Origin of the sequence: Rhodococcus sp. NBC_00294 (assembly GCF_036163995.1) — a bacterium.
Taxonomy (GTDB): domain Bacteria; phylum Actinomycetota; class Actinomycetes; order Mycobacteriales; family Mycobacteriaceae; genus Rhodococcoides.
The window spans coordinates 410,568-426,802 of sequence record NZ_CP108043.1 but is presented as its reverse complement, the minus strand read 5'-3'; the positions used below and the strand labels follow the sequence as shown (position 1 = coordinate 426,802).

Genomic DNA, 16,235 nt, shown 5'->3' with positions numbered 1-16,235 from the left:
TCAGCTCGAGCGTGGCCGGTTCTCGTCGATGAGCCGTTCGAGTTCGCGAGGGTTCCTGGTCTGCAGCAGGACGCGGCCCGGACCGGTGAAGTCGAACACCAGCCCCTCGCCGGACTTCAGCGTCTGCATCGTCTTCCCCTGTACCGCTCGACGCACGTCGAACGTCATCGCGAGGTGGTACGCCACCACGTGACCGGTGTCGATGGTGACGCGTTCCCCGGGACCGAGGTCCATGACGTCGATGGCGCCGTACACACCCAGCAGCACGTGCCCGCGTCCCGACGCCTTGTAGCCGAAGGCGCCCTGGCCGCCGAACATCTGCTTCATTCCGCCGAACTGCGGGTCGACGGTGACGTCGGGGGAGTTGCCGAGCCAGGAACCGTGGCCCACGAACCACTCCTGCCCGTCGGCGACGTCGACGGTGATGACGTCGCCGGGCAGCTTGCCGGCCAGGTCGACCCAGCCGCCCTGGTCCGGTGCCGTGTACGTGGTGACGTAGAAGGATCCGGCGCTCAGCGCGCTGCGTCTGAGTCCGCCGAGGAATCCGCCCGGGGTGCTGCTCCGGATGTCCACACCGGCCGAACACGCGAGCATCGCCCCGCCCTCGGTGTTCAGCGATTCCCGTGGCGCCAGGCGGCATCGGGCGACGGTGTTGGAAGGGTTGTGCCGGAGTTCGACGTCCATGCGCAGACGATAGAGCAGCGACGACCGCCGCGCGCGGCACGTGAGAGTGCCCGAGAAATTACTTTCGGGTAGCTCTGGTGTCGACGCCCGGTTACAGACATAATCCGATGCGTGAACAATGTAGGTGTTACCTCGAGTAACCTGATCGCACAGGCTCCGGCCGGTGGCGGCGCCGCGCTCGATCAGGTCTTCGGCATGACCGCGGCAGCCGGTGTCATCTCGCTGTTCCTGCTGTATCTGGCCGTGATGCACCGGACGAGGCGCATCACGTGGCTGCAGCGCCTCGCGGACTACGCGGGCGAGAAGCTGCACCGCCCCGGGTGGGTGGCGCTGCCGCTCGTCATGTTCATCTCGACGATCCTCACCGCGTTCTTCGGCTTCATCTGGGACGTCAGCCTGCACATCGGACGTGGTCGCGACGAGGGCCCGTTGGCCAACCCGGCGCACTACTTCATCCTGGTGGGCCTGTTCTTCCTGTTCATCGCCGGTGCGCTGGCGATCATCCTGCCGCGCGACGAGAAGCCCGGTCCGGCAGCCATCAAGATCACCCGGACCTGGTACGCCCCCACCGGCGGGCTGCTCATCGCCGGTTCGGGCCTGTACGCGCTCATCGGCTTCCCGCTCGACGACATCTGGCACCGCATGTTCGGCCAGGACGTGACGCTGTGGGGACCGACGCACCTCATGCTCATCGGCGGCGCCGGGCTCTCGCTCGTCGGCGTGCTGTTGCTCGAGCACGAGGGTCGCGTCGCGATGGCCTCCACCGCCGTGACCACCGCCGCCACCGCCGGTGAGCCCGACGGCGAGACGAAGGCGGACCCGGCGCAGGCCGTCGACTCCCGCAAGCGCTCGATCATCACCTGGTTCATGCGCAGCTCCGCCTTCGGTGGTCTCGTCATCGGCCTGTCCGTCTTCCAGATCGAGTACGACTTCGGCGTCGAGCAGTTCCGCCTCGTCTTCCAGCCGCTGCTCATGACGGCTGCCGGCGCCTTCGCGCTCATCGCCGCCCGCCTGATGGTGGGCCGCGGATCCGCTCTGTTCGCCGTCGCCTTCGCCGCGGTGATCCGCGAGATCACCGCGCTGATCGTCGGTCCCGTCCTCGGTGAGCCGCACAGCGTGTTCACGCTCTACCTGGGCATGGCCGTGGTCGTCGAGATCATGGGTCTGACCACTCTCGTCCACCGCCGCCTCCTGTTCGGCGCCGTCACCGGTGTCGCCGTGGGCACCGTCGGCCTGTACCTGGAGTCCATGTGGGTCGACGCCGTCTTCCTCTACCCGTGGCCGAACAGCATGTGGGTCGAGGCGCTCGCCACCTGCATCCCCGCCGGCCTCGTCGTCGGTCTCACCGCGGGTCTCTTCGCGCAGGCGCTCAGCGGTGACGGACTCCCGCGTCCCGCCGTCCGGCGTTCCGTCGTCGTCGCGATGGTGCTGGTGCTCGGCGGCAGCGTCGCCAACGGCTTGATGATCGACGTTCCGCAGGGCGCGAACGCGACCCTGAGTCTCACCGACGCTCCCCGCGAGGACGGCTTCCGCATGGTCACCGCCACGGTGAGCATCGACCCGAGCGACCTGGTGTCCGACGATCCCGAGTGGGTCTCCATCCTCGCCTGGCAGGGCGCAGGCGACTCGCTGCACGGACTCGTCGTCGACAACCTCGAGCGCACCGGCCCGGGTGAGTACCGCTCCACGCGTGCCATGCCGGTCGACGGGACGTGGAAGACGTTCCTGCGCATCCAGGACGGCCGCACCATGGCCGGTGCGCCCATCTTCATGGCCGCGGACGAGGGCATCGGCGCCGAGGAGGTCCCCGCGACCACCGAGTTCACCCGCGAATTCCAGTACGAGACCAAGCTGCTGCAGCGCGAGCGCTCGTTCGACCACCCGGCGTGGCTGTTCACGGCGGCGTGCCTCGTGGTGCTGGCCTGCTCGCTGGCCCTCATCTGGTCGCTGTCCTGGGGCGCCGCGCGCATCAGCCTGGCCACCCCCGGCAACACCGCGACGAAGGGCAGCAAGGAGCGCAGTCGCGTATGACGCCCGATCCGAACGTGATCTACCTCGCGGATCACTCTGTCGTGCTGGCACTTCCAGCCGTCATCCCCGCAGTGCTCATCGCTCTCGTGGTGATCGTCATCGTCGTGCGCGACCGGCGGGCCGAGCGGGCGGAGAACGCCGAGAACGACCTGAAGGACGCGAACGAGAGGGAGGGCACGGAGTGAGCGGGAAGGCCGGAGGCCGGTCGGCAATCGGCATGCGCGCAGTGGTGGTCGGGCTGGCGGTACTGGCGCTGGCGGGGTGCTCGCAGGCGGAGCCGGAGACCGAGGCGACGCCCGAGCAGGTCTCCTCGACACCGGCCACGTCCGTAGCGGCGTCCGACGTCCCACGCATCACGCCGACCACCACGCTCGACGTCTCCATCGCGGGCGGTGAGGTCACCCCGGTCGACCAGCGTCTCGAGGGCAGGGTCGGCGAGGAGATCCTCGTGACCGTGTCCAGCGACGCGGAGGACGAGATCCACGTGCATTCCGTTCCCGAGCACAGCTTCCCGGTGGCGGTCGGTGACGATCAGCAGTTCCGCTTCACGGTCGACGTGCCGGGCTCGGTCGACATCGAGTTGCACGAGGCCGACGTCACCGTGGCGACGGTGCTCGTCCGGTCGTGAGCAGCGAGCTCCTCGCGCACGGTCTCGGCGGGTCGACCGACCTGCCGATCCCGGTGACGTACGCTCTCATCGGCGGTGCCTGGGCGCTGGCAGCGTCCTTCGCGGTCCTGTTGTTGGCGTGGAAGACTCCGCGTCTGACGCCCGATCGACACCTGGTCCGGACGCCGCTGGCGCGACTCGTGGACGCTGCCGCGTTCCGGGGCGTCGTCGGCACCGCGTCGGTGGCGCTGGCCGTGTGGGTCGGCGCGGCGTCGGTGCTGGGTCCGCAGGACGCATCCAACGCTCTGCTCGGCGTGTTCTACGTGCTGGTGTGGGTCGGGCTGGTCCCGGCATCGCTGGTCTTCGGGCCGGTGTGGCGCATCGTGTCCCCGGTCCGCGCGCTGTATCGCGTTCTGCCGCACGGCCGGCCGCGGGCCCTGCCCGACGGCATCGGGGTGGTCCCGGCGGTGCTGGGCCTACTGGCCTTCGTGTGGCTCGAACTGGCGTCGAGTGATCCCGGTTCGGTTGCCGCCGTGCGTACCTGGTGTCTGCTGTACGTGGTGATCCTGCTCGGCGGCGCCCTGATCTTCGGCGAGGAATGGTTCGCGCGCGCGGATCCGTTCGAGGTGTTCAGCGACACCGTGGCGCGGTTGTCGATCCTGGCGCGCGACAGGGAGTCTCGTGCCCTCGTGGTGCGCAACCCGCTCGACGGCGCCGCCACCCTCCCTGTACGACGCGGAACCGTCGCCGTGACGGCCACGTTGCTCGGCTCCACCGCGTTCGACTCGCTGGCGCAGACGCCGAGTTGGAAGTCGTTCGCGCGTGACCTCGGTGACCCGGTGCTGATCCGCACGGCCGGCGTGCTGGCGTGTGTCGCACTGGTGGGCACCGTGTTCTGGCTCGCGGCGCGCACCACCGGCGGCGTGACGAGGGAGCGTCGCGCGCAGTTGCCCGGCTTGCTGGCGCACTCGCTGATCCCGATCGTCGTCGGGTACTTCTTCGCCCATTACCTCACCTATCTCGTGGAGAAAGGTCAGCAGAGCGTCTTCACGTTGTTCGATCCGTTCGACCGAGGATGGAATCCGCTCGGCATCGCGGACGCGTCGGTGAACTACGCGTTGTCCTCGCATCCATCGGTGGTCGCATCGATCACGGTGCTGTGCGTGGTGATCGGGCACATCGTCGGAGTGACACTGGCGCACGACGCGGCTCTGCGGCACCTACCGAAGAAGGACGCGCTGCTCGGCGAACTGGCTCTCATGCTGGTGATGGTGCTGTACACCTTCCTCGGTCTCTTCTTGTTGTTCGGCGCATGAATGGTCGTTGACCTTTCCGTGACCGTAGGTTACCGTCCGGTAGGTTAGTGGCGCCCATCACAGGGGAGGGTGCCGATCAGAGCATGGGGGCTCGTGTGCGGCGTCGTTCCACGGTCATCTCGGGCGTTCTCGTCGCCCTCCTCGTCGCATCCGGTACCGCGGTGCCTGCCACGGCGGATCCCACCGGCGGCGCGGACGCCGTCGCCTGGACCGCCGCGGCCGATGCGCCGCCGCAGTACCCGCAGGTGGCCATCGACTGGGACGTCCCCATCACGATGAGTGACGGAACGGTGTTGCAGGCCAACATCTACCGGCCCGCCGATGCATCCGGTCGCCCGGTGGAGACCGCCCTCCCGACCGTCCTGAACATCACGCCGTACACCAAGCTCGTGGGCAACCTGATCGACTCGATCCAGCAGATCCCCGGAGTGAGCGAGCCGGTGCTCGACTTTCTGGCGAGCCTCAACTTCGCGGGTACGCCGTTCGACGGCATCACCGATCTCACGCAGGCGGTCGACGGCGGGGGCTTGCGTCTCTTCGCCGTCAACCGGAACCTGGTCCAGAACGGCTACGCCCAGGTGGTCGTCGACGCCCGCGGCACCGGGTTCTCGCAGGGCACATGGGACGTGTTGGGTCCACGCGAGCAACAGGATTCGGCGGAGATCATCGACTGGACCTCACGGCAGTCCTGGTCCGACGGTCAGGTCGGCATGTCGGGCATCTCCTACTCGGCCATCAACTCCGTGCAGGCCGCGGCGCTGCGTCCGCCGGCGCTCAAGGCCATCTTCCCGGTCGAGCCCGGCAACGACCTGCTGCGCGACATCGTGGGTACCGGCGGCGCGTTGGGTGTCGGGTTCATGCCGCTGTGGCTCACGTTGGTCAACGTGCTGAAGTTCGTCCCGAACGTGCAGTCGATCCTGCAGGGGCAGTTCGACACTCGGTGGCTCGCCGATCGACTGGCTGATCCGGCGATCCTGATCCCCGAACTCGCGAACGCCTTCACGGCGCCGACCATCGGAGACATCCGGCCGGAGACCCTCGGTGTCGCCCAGGACGGCGAGTTCTACGCCGACCGTTCGGCGGATCTGTCGCAGATCGAGGTACCCACTATGGTCTACGGCGGCTGGCACGACATCTTCACCAACAGCGAGCCGCGCATCTACAACGACATCCCGGTCGCGCCCGGACGCAAGCAGCTGATCATGGGCGACGGGTACCACGTCAATCCGGGCGCGGGCTTCGGACGCCCGGGCAACCCGCCGCGACTCGATGCACTCGAACGCGCGTGGTTCGACCACTGGCTCAAGGGCGTCGACAACGGTGTCGAGAAGTACGGCCCCGTGACGCTGTTCCAGCAGGGCGGCGGGTGGACCACCACCGATCAGTTCCCCCGTGCCGGAGCGCAGTCTCAGCGCACCTACCTCTCCGCCGCCCCCAGCGGCACCGCCGGGCACAGCCTCCACGACGGCTCGCTGTCCTCGTCGCCGACGTCCGACACCGCGCGCCTCACCGTCGCGCCGGGCCTTCGCGGGGTCTGTTCCCGCGACGCCGCGGTCGGTACTGCGGGTGCGGCGGCGGTCCTGGGGTCCGTGTGCACGAAGGACTCCCGGTTCAACGAGGCCGAGGCGCTGACCTTCACCAGCGCGCCGGCCGAGAAGCCCACTCAGATCTCGGGTGCCACCAACCTGCATCTCAACACGGTGCTCGATCGGCCCGACGGCTTCTGGGCCGCGACGATGAACGACGTCGCGCCGGACGGCACGTCCACCCCGATCAGCCACGGCGCTCTGACCGCATCGCTGCGCCAGATCGACGAGGCGAAGAGCACCCGCTCGGCCAACGGCGACTACGTCGACGCGAAGCCGGCGCTCACGCTCGCGAGCCGGCAGCCGCTCGTGCCCGGCGTCCCGACCACGGTGGACATCAACCTGCTCCCCACGGATGCCGTGATCGCGCCGGGCCACCGGATCCGCATCGACGTCTACGCCGCCAGCGTGCCGCGCTACCTGCCACTGGGGCCGATGCTCGTCGACTCCGCGCTGGCACCTCAGCACGTGCAACTCGACCCCGCGAACCCCAGCTTCGTGAACATTCCGTATGTGAACTGAGCGGATACCGTGACCATGTCGCGTCCTCGCAGGCGGTTCGGTCGCCGGTATCGGTGGAACACTTCGTGACATGTGGTGGTTCGTCATCGGCTTCGTGGCCGTCTGGATGGTGGTGTCGGTCGTTCTCGGCGTCCGAGTCGGCCATGCCATTCATGTGGCCGACGTCGAGGAGGATGTCGAGCACGCGCACGACGTCGACGGTGACGCGCCACTCGCTCCCACGAGGTGATGGGGACCGAGATCGGATTGTGATCGAGCACGGCAATCCTCGCGAATGGCCGTGACGAAAACTCGTCGTGACGACACCGCACCACCTCGGGACCCGCTCGTGACCACGGGCTGGATGCTCGTGGTCGGCATCGCGGTCGCGTGGCTTCTCATGGCGGTCCTCATCGGTGTCTGGATCGGTCGCGCCGTCCGCAAGGCGGAGCGCGACGAGCGCGACGCGCGTCGGCAGGAGTCGACTCCCGAACACCGCCGCGACTCGGCGGCCTGACGACCGACCGTTAGAGTGACCCTCGAACAGTCGTTCAGCGAGGGAACCCGGTGCGATTCCGGGACTGGCGCGCAACGGTGACGAGCTTCGGCTCGAAGTCCGATCGCTTGCTGTCCGGCACCACCCTCGAAGCTCCGCGCACGGGCTCCCAGCAGGACGGCACAACCGAACATGACCTCACGCCTCGCGATCGCCGCTGTCGTCACGACAGTCGGCCTCCTCGCCACAGGATGCTCCACCGGCCCGACCACGACGGCTGCGGCCGAGGCCGGAAGCAACTATCCCGTCACCCTCGAGAACTGCGGCCGCACCGTCACCATCGACGCGCCGCCGCAGCGCGCCGTCTCCCTCAACCAGGGATCCACCGAGATCCTGCTGTCCCTCGGGCTGGAAGATCGGATGGTCGGTACCGCCACCTGGACCGACCCGGTACGGGCCGACCTCGCGGACGCCGACGCGCAGGTTCCTCGGCTGGCGGACAACAAGCCCTCGCTCGAGGTGGTGCTGGACACCGAGCCCGATCTGGTCACCGCGTCGTTCGGCGGAACGCTGGGAGAGGGTGGAGTCGCGGACCGCGACCGGTTCGATGCCCTCGGCGTCCCGACGTACCTGTCGCCCACGGACTGCACCGGTAAGTCGGCCACCAGCGTCAACGCCGACGGTGCTCGGGACGAGCCACTGAGCATCGAGACGGTGTTCGAGGAGGTGCGCGATCTCGCGGCGATCTTCGACGTGCGCGCCCGAGGGGATGCCCTCGTCGACGAGCTGCGGGCGCGCTACGACGCGGCATCGACGCCGGTGTCGGAGGCGTCGCTCGCGTACTGGTTCGCCGACACCACTGCTCCCTACATGGCCGGGTGCTGCGGAGCGTCCGGTGTCATCTCGAACGCGGTGGGCGTGCGCAACGTCTTCGCGGACACGAAGGACGAATGGCCGCAGGTGAGTTGGGAGAGTGTCGCCGACCGCAATCCCTCCGCACTCGTGCTGGCCGACCTCAGCCGGCGCAGCATCGACGGTGACGCGCTGGCGAGCAAGATCGCATTCCTCGAGAGCAACCCGGTGACGAGTCGTATGCAGGCGGTGATCGACAAGCGCTACATCGTCGTGAACGGTGCCGACCTCAATCCGTCGATCCGGACCATCGACGGTATCGAGAAAGTGGCTGCGGCACTGCAGGAGTGGTCGAACGGGTGAGGGTGCGACCGGCATTGGCGGTCGTGGCCACGCTGCTGGCGGTCGTCGCGTCGGTGGCGGTGTCCATCGCGCTGGGCCCGGCGAACGTGACGGTGCCCGACGTGGTCGCCGTCGTCGTCGCGCATCTCGGTGGCCCGCCGGCGGACGTCAGCCGCATCCAGGACGGCATCGTCTGGGAACTGCGGCTTCCCCGTGCACTTCTCGCGGCGATCTGCGGGTGCGGCCTGGCGCTGTGTGGTGCGATCATGCAGTCACTGCTGCGTAACCGCTTGGCGGATCCGTTCGTTCTCGGCATCTCGTCCGGTGCCTCGACGGGCGCCGTGTCGGTGGCGGTGCTCGGTGTGGGTGCGGGCGCACTGTCGCTGTCGACCGGCGCCTTCGTCGGTGCTCTCGTGTCCTTCGTGCTGGTGATGATGCTGGCCAGCGGCGCCGGCGGTGGAACAGGGCCGGTGATTCTGGCGGGAGTGGCCGGTACGCAGTTGTTCTCGGCCCTCACCTCGTTCATCGTGCTGTCCTCTGCCGATGCGGAACAGACACGCGGGGTGCTGTTCTGGCTGCTGGGCTCGCTCGCCGGTGCCGGGTGGAGCGATGTCGCGGTGTGCGCCGGCGCCGTGGGGATCGGGGCGGTGGCGTGCGTGGTGGCGGCGCCGTCGCTCGACGCGGTCACGCTGGGATCGGACACGGCCCGCGCGCTCGGTGTCTCGATGCTCCGCCTGTCCGTCGTCCTGCTCGGAGTCACTGCACTGATGACCGCGACCATCGTGGCGTCGGCGGGAGCCATCGGATTCGTCGGGCTGGTCATCCCGCACGCGGCTCGCATCCTCGTCGGCACCGCCCATCACCGCGTGCTGCCGGTGTCCATGGCGATCGGTGCCGTGTTCATGGTGTGGGCGGACACCCTGGCGCGCAGCGTCTTCGCACCGCAGGAGATTCCGGTGGGGGTCGTGACGGCGCTCGTGGGTGTGCCGGCGTTTGCGATCATCCTGTTGCGTGGAAAACGCTGATCGTGGAATCTGAACCCCGGAATCCGGGGCGCAGATTCCACTATCTACGCAGTGCTCGACGAACTTCGGCGATCACGGCATCGGGCTCCCGGATCAGCCGGTGGTAGGTGAACCGGAGGATCGTCCAGCCGTCGTTCACGAGCGCGTTCTGACGCACCGCGTCGTGTGCCATGCGCTCGGCCGTGCGGTGATACGCCCAGCCGTCGATCTCGATCGCCACCCGCCGGTCGACGAAGGCCACGTCGATCACGTAGCCGCACGATCGCACGGCGCACTCCCATCCCGTGATGCGAAAGGTGCGCAGCAGTCGAAGGAAGATTCGCTCCGCCTCGGATTCGCCGCCGGTCGCCGCGTGCACGAGCATCGCCGCGGCGCGAGGGCTGCCGACACGTCCGGGGTTGCGAGCGTGGGCACTCTGCAGCCGGTCCAGTGATGTGCGGGTCTGCAGTGCGCGGTCGAGGAACTGGGTTCCGTCGCCGGGTCGCGCCTCCTCCAGGATCACCGCGGTCTCCAGCACAGTCAGAGCGAGGCCGGTGACGCGGAGATCGCGGGCCACCGCCACGTCGACTGCAGGAACGTCGCGTCGTCGCACGGTGACCGACCGATCGAGGTAGCGCCGAGCACGCGGAATGGTCACCCAGGAGTGGGCGGGCGGCCGCTCGAGCAGGCCGAGCCACCATGCGGCGGTGGGCCCACTCGCCAGTGCTCCGCGACCGCAACGGAGCACCGCGATGCGCACCATCGCCTGCTGGGTGACCGGTTGACCTGCCGGCATGTAGATGCCCGACGCCATGCGGGTCCAGCGTCCTGCGGACACGCGGCGTTCGAGCGCAGTGGACGACAGCCCCAGTGCCAGGGCCTGCGCCCGGCTGATGACGCCGTCGTGCCGACCAGCGAATCTGTCCAGTTCGTCCACGCACTGTTGGACGGGCGTGGGCCCACCGGGGATCCCGGGAGCAATAGTGGAACCAGGACCCCGGAAACCGGGGTCTGACATCCACGATCAACACCCCCGCGGCGGCGGCTCCACGAGGTGATCGCGTGCCCGCGCGACGACGAACGCCTGCGCCGCCGTCTCCGTGCCGTGAGCGGATCGCACGGCGTCCCGGTGCAGCACGTACCCGCTGTCGATGAGCAGCGACTGCACCTCGTCGACGTCGTGGCGGAGGTAATCGAGGTGCACGTCCCGCCCGAACGCGGTGCGCAGTTCGCGGGTGGGTGCGGCGGTCTGGAATGCCAGCAGCAGCCAGCCGTCCGGAACGGTGACGCGGCGGTACTCGGAGAACAGAGCGGGCAGATCGGCGGTGGGGGTGTGCACGATCGAGTACCAGGCGCACACGCCGTGAACAGAACCGTCGGCCAGGGGGAGCGCGGCCATGTCGCCCACCACCCAGGAGGCCGGCCCCGATGCTGCGGCGATCATGCCCTTCGACGCGTCGAGACCCAGGACGTCGAGGCCGGCACCCGCGAGCTCGCGTGCCGCCTGGCCGGGCCCGCACCCGGCGTCGAGCACCGTCGTGCCGCGCGAGGACCGTACCGAGCGAGCGAACGACGACAGGAACCCGCGGTCGAAGGGGCGCGAGCCGAGCTCGTCGGCGAAGGCGGCCGCGTAGTCCGGGGCGATCGCGTCGTACTCCGAGTGCATGCGGGACAGCGTAATTGCCTGGCACCGAGGTACCCACACCTCGTACCGTCATCCCCTCACCGACAACGAAGGAGATCACCATGCCACCGACAGGCGCGGGAACGCGGCTGCTCAACTGGGCCTCGGCCATCGAGGACGCCACGTTGGAGCAGGCGCGTCGCACCGCGGCCATGCCGTTCATCCACCCCCACGTCGCCCTGATGCCCGATGCGCACCCCGGAATGGGAAGCGCTGTGGGCACGGTCATTCCGACACTGCGCGCGGTCATCCCCGCCGCGGTCGGCGTCGACATCGGGTGCGGGATGATCGGCGTCGAGACGACGCTGAGCCACAGCGACATCACTGACCTCGACCTGGCGCAGCTGCGTCAGGACGTCGAGCGCGTCATCCCCCTCTCGCCCGGCAACTACAACGGGCACCTCGACCGCTTCGAGTTCACCGCTGCCAAGATCGCGGAGCTCGAGGAACTGGCCGAGAAGAGCGGGGTGGACCTGTCGCACTCGCCGAAGTGGCGTCAGCAGCTGGGGTCTCTCGGTGGTGGCAACCACTTCATCGAGCTGTGTCTCGACGAGCGGGACCGGGTGTGGCTGTTCCTGCACTCGGGTTCGCGAGGGGTGGGCAACAAGATCGCCAAGAAGCACATCGCGATCGCGCAGAAGATGTGCGAGAAGTGGTGGATCCAGCTGCCCGACCGTGACCTCGCGTACCTGGCCCAGGGCACGCCCGAGTTCGATCGGTACATCGCGGATCTGACGTGGGCGCAGCGGTTCGCGTACCTCAACCGGGCCGAGATGATGGATCGGTTCCTGCACCAGTTCGTGCATCGGGCCGGTACCGACACGAGTGTCGAGTCGGACCGAATCAACTGTCACCACAACTACACCCGGCCGGAGAAGCATGCCGGCAAGGACGTGTGGCTCACCCGTAAGGGCGCAGTTCACGCGGCCGAGGGTGTGCGGGCCATCATTCCGGGCAGCATGGGAACGCGGTCGTACGTCGTCGAGGGCAAGGGCAGCGCGAGCGGTCTGCACTCGGCTCCGCACGGTGCGGGTCGGCGGTTCTCCCGTGCCGAGGCGCGCAAGCGCTACACGCAGGACGACCTGCGTGAGCGGATGGTGGGGATCGAGTACCGGGACTCGGCCGAGTTCATCGACGAGATCCCCGATGCCTACAAGTCCATCGACGTGGTGATGGAGGATGCTCGCGATCTGGTCACGGTGCTCCACGAGCTCCGCCAGATCATGAACGTCAAGGGCACCTGACGACCCCGATGGCCCTGCAGTGCAGGGCCATCGGACGTCACACGCTCCGCCAGGCGTCGTCCTTCACGAACTGGACGGCCTGCGGCCCCATCAGGGCCATGCCGCCGTCCACGACGAGGGAGGCGCCCGTCATGTACGACGACGTCGGGCCGGCGAGGAACGCGACGACGGAGGCGATCTCCCGTGCGTCGCCGGTACGCCCGAGCGGGACACCCGGCCGGGGGTTGCTCTCGGGGTTCTCGTCGGTCTGACCGGTCATCGGTGTCGAGATCTCACCCGGCGCAACCGAGTTGACGGTGATGCCGTACTGCGCGAGCTCGATCGCCATCACCTGCGTCAGTCCGCCGAGACCGGCCTTCGCGGCGCAGTACGGTGCAGCACCGACCTTGGGCAGGTGTTCGTGCACGCTGGTGACATTGACGATGCGCCCGCCGTGACCCTGCTCCACCATCAGCCGTGCGGCGTGCTGGCCACACAGGAACGCCCCGTCGACGTCGACCGACAGCACCGTGCGCCACGAGTCGAAGTCCAGGTCGAGGAACGAGGTGGCGGTGCCTGTGCCGGAGCAGTTCACCAGCACGTCGATCCCGCCGAGCTCACTGGCCAGCGAGTCCACGGCGAACGGGGCGCCCGGGAGGTCGGTCAGGTCCATGTGGGCACTGAACCCGCTGCACCCGAGCGCGCGGATCTCCGCGACGGTGGCCTCGGCGCCCTCGCGGTCGCGGTTGTAGGTCACCCCGACGTCGAGGCCGCCACCGGCCAATGCGACGGCCACCGCGCGGCCGATGCCGGAGTCGCCGCCGGTCACGACGGCGGTGCGGGGAACGAAGTCGGAACCTGGTGTCGTCATGGCCGGGCCATACCCGCTCAGAGTGCGTTCATGCCGTCCTGACGGCTCAGGATCGGAGTGGAGGTGGGGCGCCCCAGCAGGAACCCCTGCACCATGTCGGCACCGAGGCTGCGCGCCGACTCCAGCTCCTGCGGCGTCTCGATGCCCTCGTACACGCATTCCGCACCGATGGCGGCCGCGAAGGTGGTGAGGGCGCTGGCGGCGGCGCGGCGCATGGGGTCGGTGTCGATGCCGCGCACGATCGAGGCGTCGAGCTTGAGGACGTCGGGCTTGATCTCGACGAGCTGACGGAGACCGGAGTAGCCGGCCCCGACGTCGTCGACGGAGATGGACAGGCCCTCGTCGCGCAGATGATCGAGGGCGGCGCCGAGTGCGGTGTAGTCGCTGACCAGGTCGTGCTCGGTGATCTCGACGACGACGCGTCGGCACTCGGCGGCCTCGTCGAGAATCGGTACCAGGTCGGTGGCGACGATGGTGGTCGCCGAGACGTTGACGGCGAGGAAGACGTCGGTCGGGAGGTCTCGGGACGCCGCGACGGCGCGTCGGACAGCGGCGAGCTCCAGCGGGATCTGCAGGCCGTCGGCGGCCGCGTCGAGGAACCAGCTCTGAGTGGTGCCGTGCCCGGAAGGGAAGCGGGACAACGCTTCGTAGCCCATGACGCGACCCGTCGACACCGACAGAACGGGTTGGAAGACGATGGCGGGCCCGCCGTCGGCGATCAGCTCGGCGACGTGGTGGTTGCTGCGCGGAGCCACAGCGTCGCCGTACTGCAGGAACGCGGCGGCGGTGAGGGTCTTGCCGAGCGCGACGGTCACGGTGGTGCGGTAGTCGACCGGCACGGTGGAACTGGTGCACGTAGTGCTGACGGTGGCGCTGCGCAGGCGGGTCGACTCCACCAGGGCGCGCGCCGCGGCGAGCCGCTCGGCCACGTCGTCCGCGGAACCGAGCCAGACACAGGCGAATTCGCCCGGTTGGGTCCGGGCGACGATGGCGTCGGGAAACGCGTCCGTGAGGAGACTCGATGTCTCGGCGACCAGGTCGTGGCTCGTGGCGCGGCCGAGGCGTCGCTCGATCTGCACGAAGTCGCGGAGATGGACGACGGCCGTGCCCAGGGTCTGCTCGACTCCGCGGGGGACATCGAACCGGGCGACGGCGCCGTCGAGGCCGCGACGGTTGAGCAGGCCGCTGACGCTGTCGCGTCGGCTGTTCTCGAGCTTGTCGGTGAGGAAGTCGACGTGCATCTTGAGCAGGATCGGCACGATGACCGCGGTGAGCAGGGTGAGCGCTCGAGACAGAACGAGCCAGCCGGGGACTCCGTCGTGTACCGAGAGCACAGACAGCACGACGAGGATCGCCGCGGCGAAGGCCAGTTGGGCCGCCAGGATCCGCCCGGAGACGTACACGCCCGCGAACAACGACACCAGCATCAGCAGGACGACGCCGGGAAGGGCGTCGAACGGCGAGCGGGAGGCGAACAGAACGACGGTGATGCCGATGTCGGCGTAGACGACGAAAGGGATCGAGTAGCGGAGGTTCCGCCCGTAGAGGTAGATGAGCAACGCGGACGGAAGAGTGGTCAGCGCCGCCACGGCGACGATGACGAAGGACGTCCTGTCGAACTGCGGTGACAGACCCCAGGTGATCCCGGCCAGGCCCACGATGATGACCAGCGTCAACACGACGAGACGCATCGCAGGCACGCTCGGGTACTCGAGGCGGGCCGCCGCGTGGTCAGCGGTCGGGATCGGACGTACGGGCAACACACACTCTCGTTCGTCGTGCCGCGTCGACCCCGACGAACGATGCGGCAGTGAGGAGAAGGACTGGTCGAGTTCCCGGTATTCGGAGCTGCGGTTCGCAAGGACGGGCAAACGGTACCCGATGATCGAAGAATAGATGCCGAGTGAATGCAACAACCGAGAATGGCTTGATTCCGGCCACGATGACAACGTTCGTTGTACCAATTTGCGACGGCTCACTGCTTGCGTGGTACACCGAGTTGCAGTAACTTTTACTGCAACAGCCTGTCGCACCAAGTCGGCCCGGCACTCACGGAGGTTCACGCCATGACGATCACATCCGACACGCGCTCCGAGTACGAGCGGACGCTGCGCACCCTGTCCGAAGCGTCCGTTCACCAGCACTTCGATGCATTCCTCGACATCCCCTGGGACGATCCGCACTACGCGATCGTGGCCGACGATCCCCGCTGGGTGCTCCCGGCAGCCGATCCGCTGGGCAACACCGAGTGGTACCGGTCGCTGCCTCTCGATCGGCAGATCGCGGTCGGGATGTACCGGCAGGCCAACATCCTCAAGGTGGGTCTGCAGTTCGAGCAGGTACTCATCGCCGGCATCATGAACTACGCGCTGCGGCTCCCGAACGGCTCGCCGGAGTTCCGCTACTCCACGCACGAGGCGACGGAGGAGTGCCACCACACCCAGATGTTCCAGGAGCTGGTGAACCGCATCGGGGTCGCCGTGCCCGGTGGCCCGAGGTGGTTCCGCAAGGCCGGCCCTCTTCTTCCCCTCTTCGCGGGCCCGCTCCCGTTCGGCTTCTTCGTCGGAGTGCTGGCCGGCGAGGAGCCCATCGACCACGCACAGAAGTCGATCCTGCGCGCCGGTGCATCGCAGCACCCGTTGATGACGCGCATCATGCAGATCCACGTCGCCGAGGAGGCGCGGCACATCGGCTTCGCGCACCAGTACCTGGAGCACCGCGCGCCCAAGCTGTCCCGACGTCAGCGGTTCGCGATGTCCATCGCGACGCCGATCATCATGCGCGTGCTGTGCGACGTCATCATGAAGCCCAGCAAGCAGGTGCAGCGTGAGCTCGGAATCCCGCCCGAGGTGGTGCGTGAGGTGTGGTGGGACAACGAGGCCTCCGCGAAGACGTTGCGCGACATGTTCGGTGACGTCCGCAAGCTGTCCGAGGACATGGGCCTGATGAACCGCGTCTCGAAGCGTCTGTGGACGAGTCTGCGTATCGACGGACGCCCGTCGCGGTTCCGCAGCGAGCCCGCCTCTGCCGCGGCCTGA

General features: G+C 68.4%; 16 protein-coding genes and 1 pseudogene. 11 read left to right on the top strand and 6 right to left on the bottom strand.

Going from position 1 to position 16,235, the window contains the following annotated elements; translation table 11 throughout:
• Entirely contained in the window at nucleotides 1-684 is a 684-nt protein-coding gene (locus OHB23_RS01935) for a TIGR00266 family protein (protein WP_328810760.1), read from the bottom strand.
• 111 nt (nucleotides 685-795) lie between these two features.
• Between OHB23_RS01935 and OHB23_RS01930 the strand changes: the two genes are divergently transcribed.
• Genes OHB23_RS01930 through OHB23_RS01915 form a run of 4 tightly spaced genes read left to right on the top strand, consistent with a single transcriptional unit; the run spans nucleotide 796 to nucleotide 4,638 of the window.
• A complete protein-coding gene (locus tag OHB23_RS01930) occupies nucleotides 796-2,715 on the top strand; it encodes a hypothetical protein (protein WP_442973011.1) in 1,920 nt (639 codons plus the stop codon).
• Entirely contained in the window at nucleotides 2,712-2,900 is a 189-nt protein-coding gene (locus tag OHB23_RS01925; RefSeq protein ID WP_222638821.1) for a hypothetical protein, read from the top strand. The genes OHB23_RS01930 and OHB23_RS01925 overlap by 4 nt, the downstream gene beginning before the upstream one ends.
• Entirely contained in the window at nucleotides 2,897-3,343 is a 447-nt protein-coding gene (locus tag OHB23_RS01920; protein ID WP_328810758.1) for a hypothetical protein, read from the top strand. The genes OHB23_RS01925 and OHB23_RS01920 overlap by 4 nt, the downstream gene beginning before the upstream one ends.
• Nucleotides 3,340-4,638, top strand: coding sequence for a hypothetical protein (locus OHB23_RS01915; RefSeq protein WP_328810757.1), 1,299 nt, complete (start codon nucleotides 3,340-3,342; stop codon nucleotides 4,636-4,638). Before OHB23_RS01920 ends, OHB23_RS01915 begins: the two co-directional genes overlap by 4 nt.
• 76 nt (nucleotides 4,639-4,714) lie before the next feature.
• Here OHB23_RS01915 and OHB23_RS22935 read toward each other — a convergent pair.
• Nucleotides 4,715-4,846, bottom strand: a pseudogene (locus tag OHB23_RS22935) (hypothetical protein); the annotation flags it as partial.
• On the opposite strand from OHB23_RS22935, the gene OHB23_RS01910 reads away from it, so the two are divergent.
• The 5 genes from OHB23_RS01910 to OHB23_RS01890 all read left to right on the top strand — a co-directional run bounded on the left by OHB23_RS01910 (nucleotide 4,800) and on the right by OHB23_RS01890 (nucleotide 9,440).
• Entirely contained in the window at nucleotides 4,800-6,746 is a 1,947-nt protein-coding gene (locus OHB23_RS01910; RefSeq protein WP_442973010.1) for a CocE/NonD family hydrolase, read from the top strand. The pseudogene OHB23_RS22935 and the gene OHB23_RS01910 sit on opposite strands and share 47 nt — an antisense overlap.
• Nucleotides 6,747-6,816: 70 nt before the next feature.
• Nucleotides 6,817-6,975: a hypothetical protein gene (locus OHB23_RS01905; RefSeq protein WP_155957071.1), complete on the top strand. Its 159-nt coding sequence runs from the start codon at nucleotides 6,817-6,819 to the stop codon at nucleotides 6,973-6,975.
• Between the two features lie 99 nt (nucleotides 6,976-7,074).
• Entirely contained in the window at nucleotides 7,075-7,242 is a 168-nt protein-coding gene (locus OHB23_RS01900) for a hypothetical protein (protein ID WP_155957070.1), read from the top strand.
• Nucleotides 7,243-7,413: 171 nt separating this feature from the next.
• The gene (locus OHB23_RS01895; RefSeq protein ID WP_328810755.1) at nucleotides 7,414-8,436 is read left to right on the top strand and encodes an ABC transporter substrate-binding protein; all 1,023 of its coding nucleotides are present in this window, start codon (nucleotides 7,414-7,416) and stop codon (nucleotides 8,434-8,436) included.
• The gene (locus OHB23_RS01890) at nucleotides 8,433-9,440 is read left to right on the top strand and encodes a FecCD family ABC transporter permease (RefSeq protein WP_328810754.1); all 1,008 of its coding nucleotides are present in this window, start codon (nucleotides 8,433-8,435) and stop codon (nucleotides 9,438-9,440) included. The genes OHB23_RS01895 and OHB23_RS01890 overlap by 4 nt, the downstream gene beginning before the upstream one ends.
• Nucleotides 9,441-9,480: 40 nt before the next feature.
• Here the strand turns inward: OHB23_RS01890 and OHB23_RS01885 are convergent, their stop codons facing one another.
• Nucleotides 9,481-10,356 carry a type IV toxin-antitoxin system AbiEi family antitoxin domain-containing protein gene (locus tag OHB23_RS01885; protein ID WP_328810753.1) on the bottom strand — a complete coding sequence of 292 codons (876 nt, stop codon included), beginning with the start codon at nucleotides 10,354-10,356 and terminating at the stop codon, nucleotides 9,481-9,483.
• A gap of 87 nt (nucleotides 10,357-10,443) precedes the next feature.
• Nucleotides 10,444-11,085, bottom strand: a complete 642-nt coding sequence (locus tag OHB23_RS01880; protein ID WP_328810752.1) for a class I SAM-dependent methyltransferase — start codon at nucleotides 11,083-11,085, stop codon at nucleotides 10,444-10,446.
• A gap of 80 nt (nucleotides 11,086-11,165) precedes the next feature.
• Between OHB23_RS01880 and OHB23_RS01875 the strand changes: the two genes are divergently transcribed.
• Nucleotides 11,166-12,347, top strand: a complete 1,182-nt coding sequence (locus OHB23_RS01875) for an RtcB family protein (protein WP_328810751.1) — start codon at nucleotides 11,166-11,168, stop codon at nucleotides 12,345-12,347.
• Nucleotides 12,348-12,384: 37 nt separating this feature from the next.
• Here the strand turns inward: OHB23_RS01875 and OHB23_RS01870 are convergent, their stop codons facing one another.
• Together OHB23_RS01870 and OHB23_RS01865 are read right to left on the bottom strand one after the other, a co-directional pair.
• Nucleotides 12,385-13,197 carry an SDR family oxidoreductase gene (locus tag OHB23_RS01870; protein ID WP_328810750.1) on the bottom strand — a complete coding sequence of 271 codons (813 nt, stop codon included), beginning with the start codon at nucleotides 13,195-13,197 and terminating at the stop codon, nucleotides 12,385-12,387.
• Between the two features lie 17 nt (nucleotides 13,198-13,214).
• On the bottom strand, nucleotides 13,215-14,888 hold the full coding sequence (locus OHB23_RS01865) for an EAL domain-containing protein (RefSeq protein ID WP_328810749.1): 1,674 nt from the start codon (nucleotides 14,886-14,888) through the stop codon (nucleotides 13,215-13,217).
• A 375-nt stretch (nucleotides 14,889-15,263) separates the two neighbouring features.
• Here OHB23_RS01865 and OHB23_RS01860 point away from each other — a divergent pair, with 375 nt between their 5' ends.
• Nucleotides 15,264-16,235: an AurF N-oxygenase family protein gene (locus OHB23_RS01860; RefSeq protein ID WP_328810748.1), complete on the top strand. Its 972-nt coding sequence runs from the start codon at nucleotides 15,264-15,266 to the stop codon at nucleotides 16,233-16,235.

What these genes read in the sequence shown, in the direction of transcription:
- OHB23_RS01865 (WP_328810749.1), bottom strand. Translation starts at nt 14,888, where the DNA reads ATGCGTCTCGTCGTGTTGACGCTGGTCATCATCGTGGGCCTGGCCGGG.
- OHB23_RS01905 (WP_155957071.1), top strand. Translation starts at nt 6,817, where the DNA reads ATGTGGTGGTTCGTCATCGGCTTCGTGGCCGTCTGGATGGTGGTGTCG.
- OHB23_RS01875 (WP_328810751.1), top strand. Translation starts at nt 11,166, where the DNA reads ATGCCACCGACAGGCGCGGGAACGCGGCTGCTCAACTGGGCCTCGGCC.
- OHB23_RS01925 (WP_222638821.1), top strand. Translation starts at nt 2,712, where the DNA reads ATGACGCCCGATCCGAACGTGATCTACCTCGCGGATCACTCTGTCGTG.
- OHB23_RS01895 (WP_328810755.1), top strand. Translation starts at nt 7,414, where the DNA reads ATGACCTCACGCCTCGCGATCGCCGCTGTCGTCACGACAGTCGGCCTC.
- OHB23_RS01860 (WP_328810748.1), top strand. Translation starts at nt 15,264, where the DNA reads ATGACGATCACATCCGACACGCGCTCCGAGTACGAGCGGACGCTGCGC.
- OHB23_RS01870 (WP_328810750.1), bottom strand. Translation starts at nt 13,197, where the DNA reads ATGACGACACCAGGTTCCGACTTCGTTCCCCGCACCGCCGTCGTGACC.
- OHB23_RS01880 (WP_328810752.1), bottom strand. Translation starts at nt 11,085, where the DNA reads ATGCACTCGGAGTACGACGCGATCGCCCCGGACTACGCGGCCGCCTTC.
- OHB23_RS01935 (WP_328810760.1), bottom strand. Translation starts at nt 684, where the DNA reads ATGGACGTCGAACTCCGGCACAACCCTTCCAACACCGTCGCCCGATGC.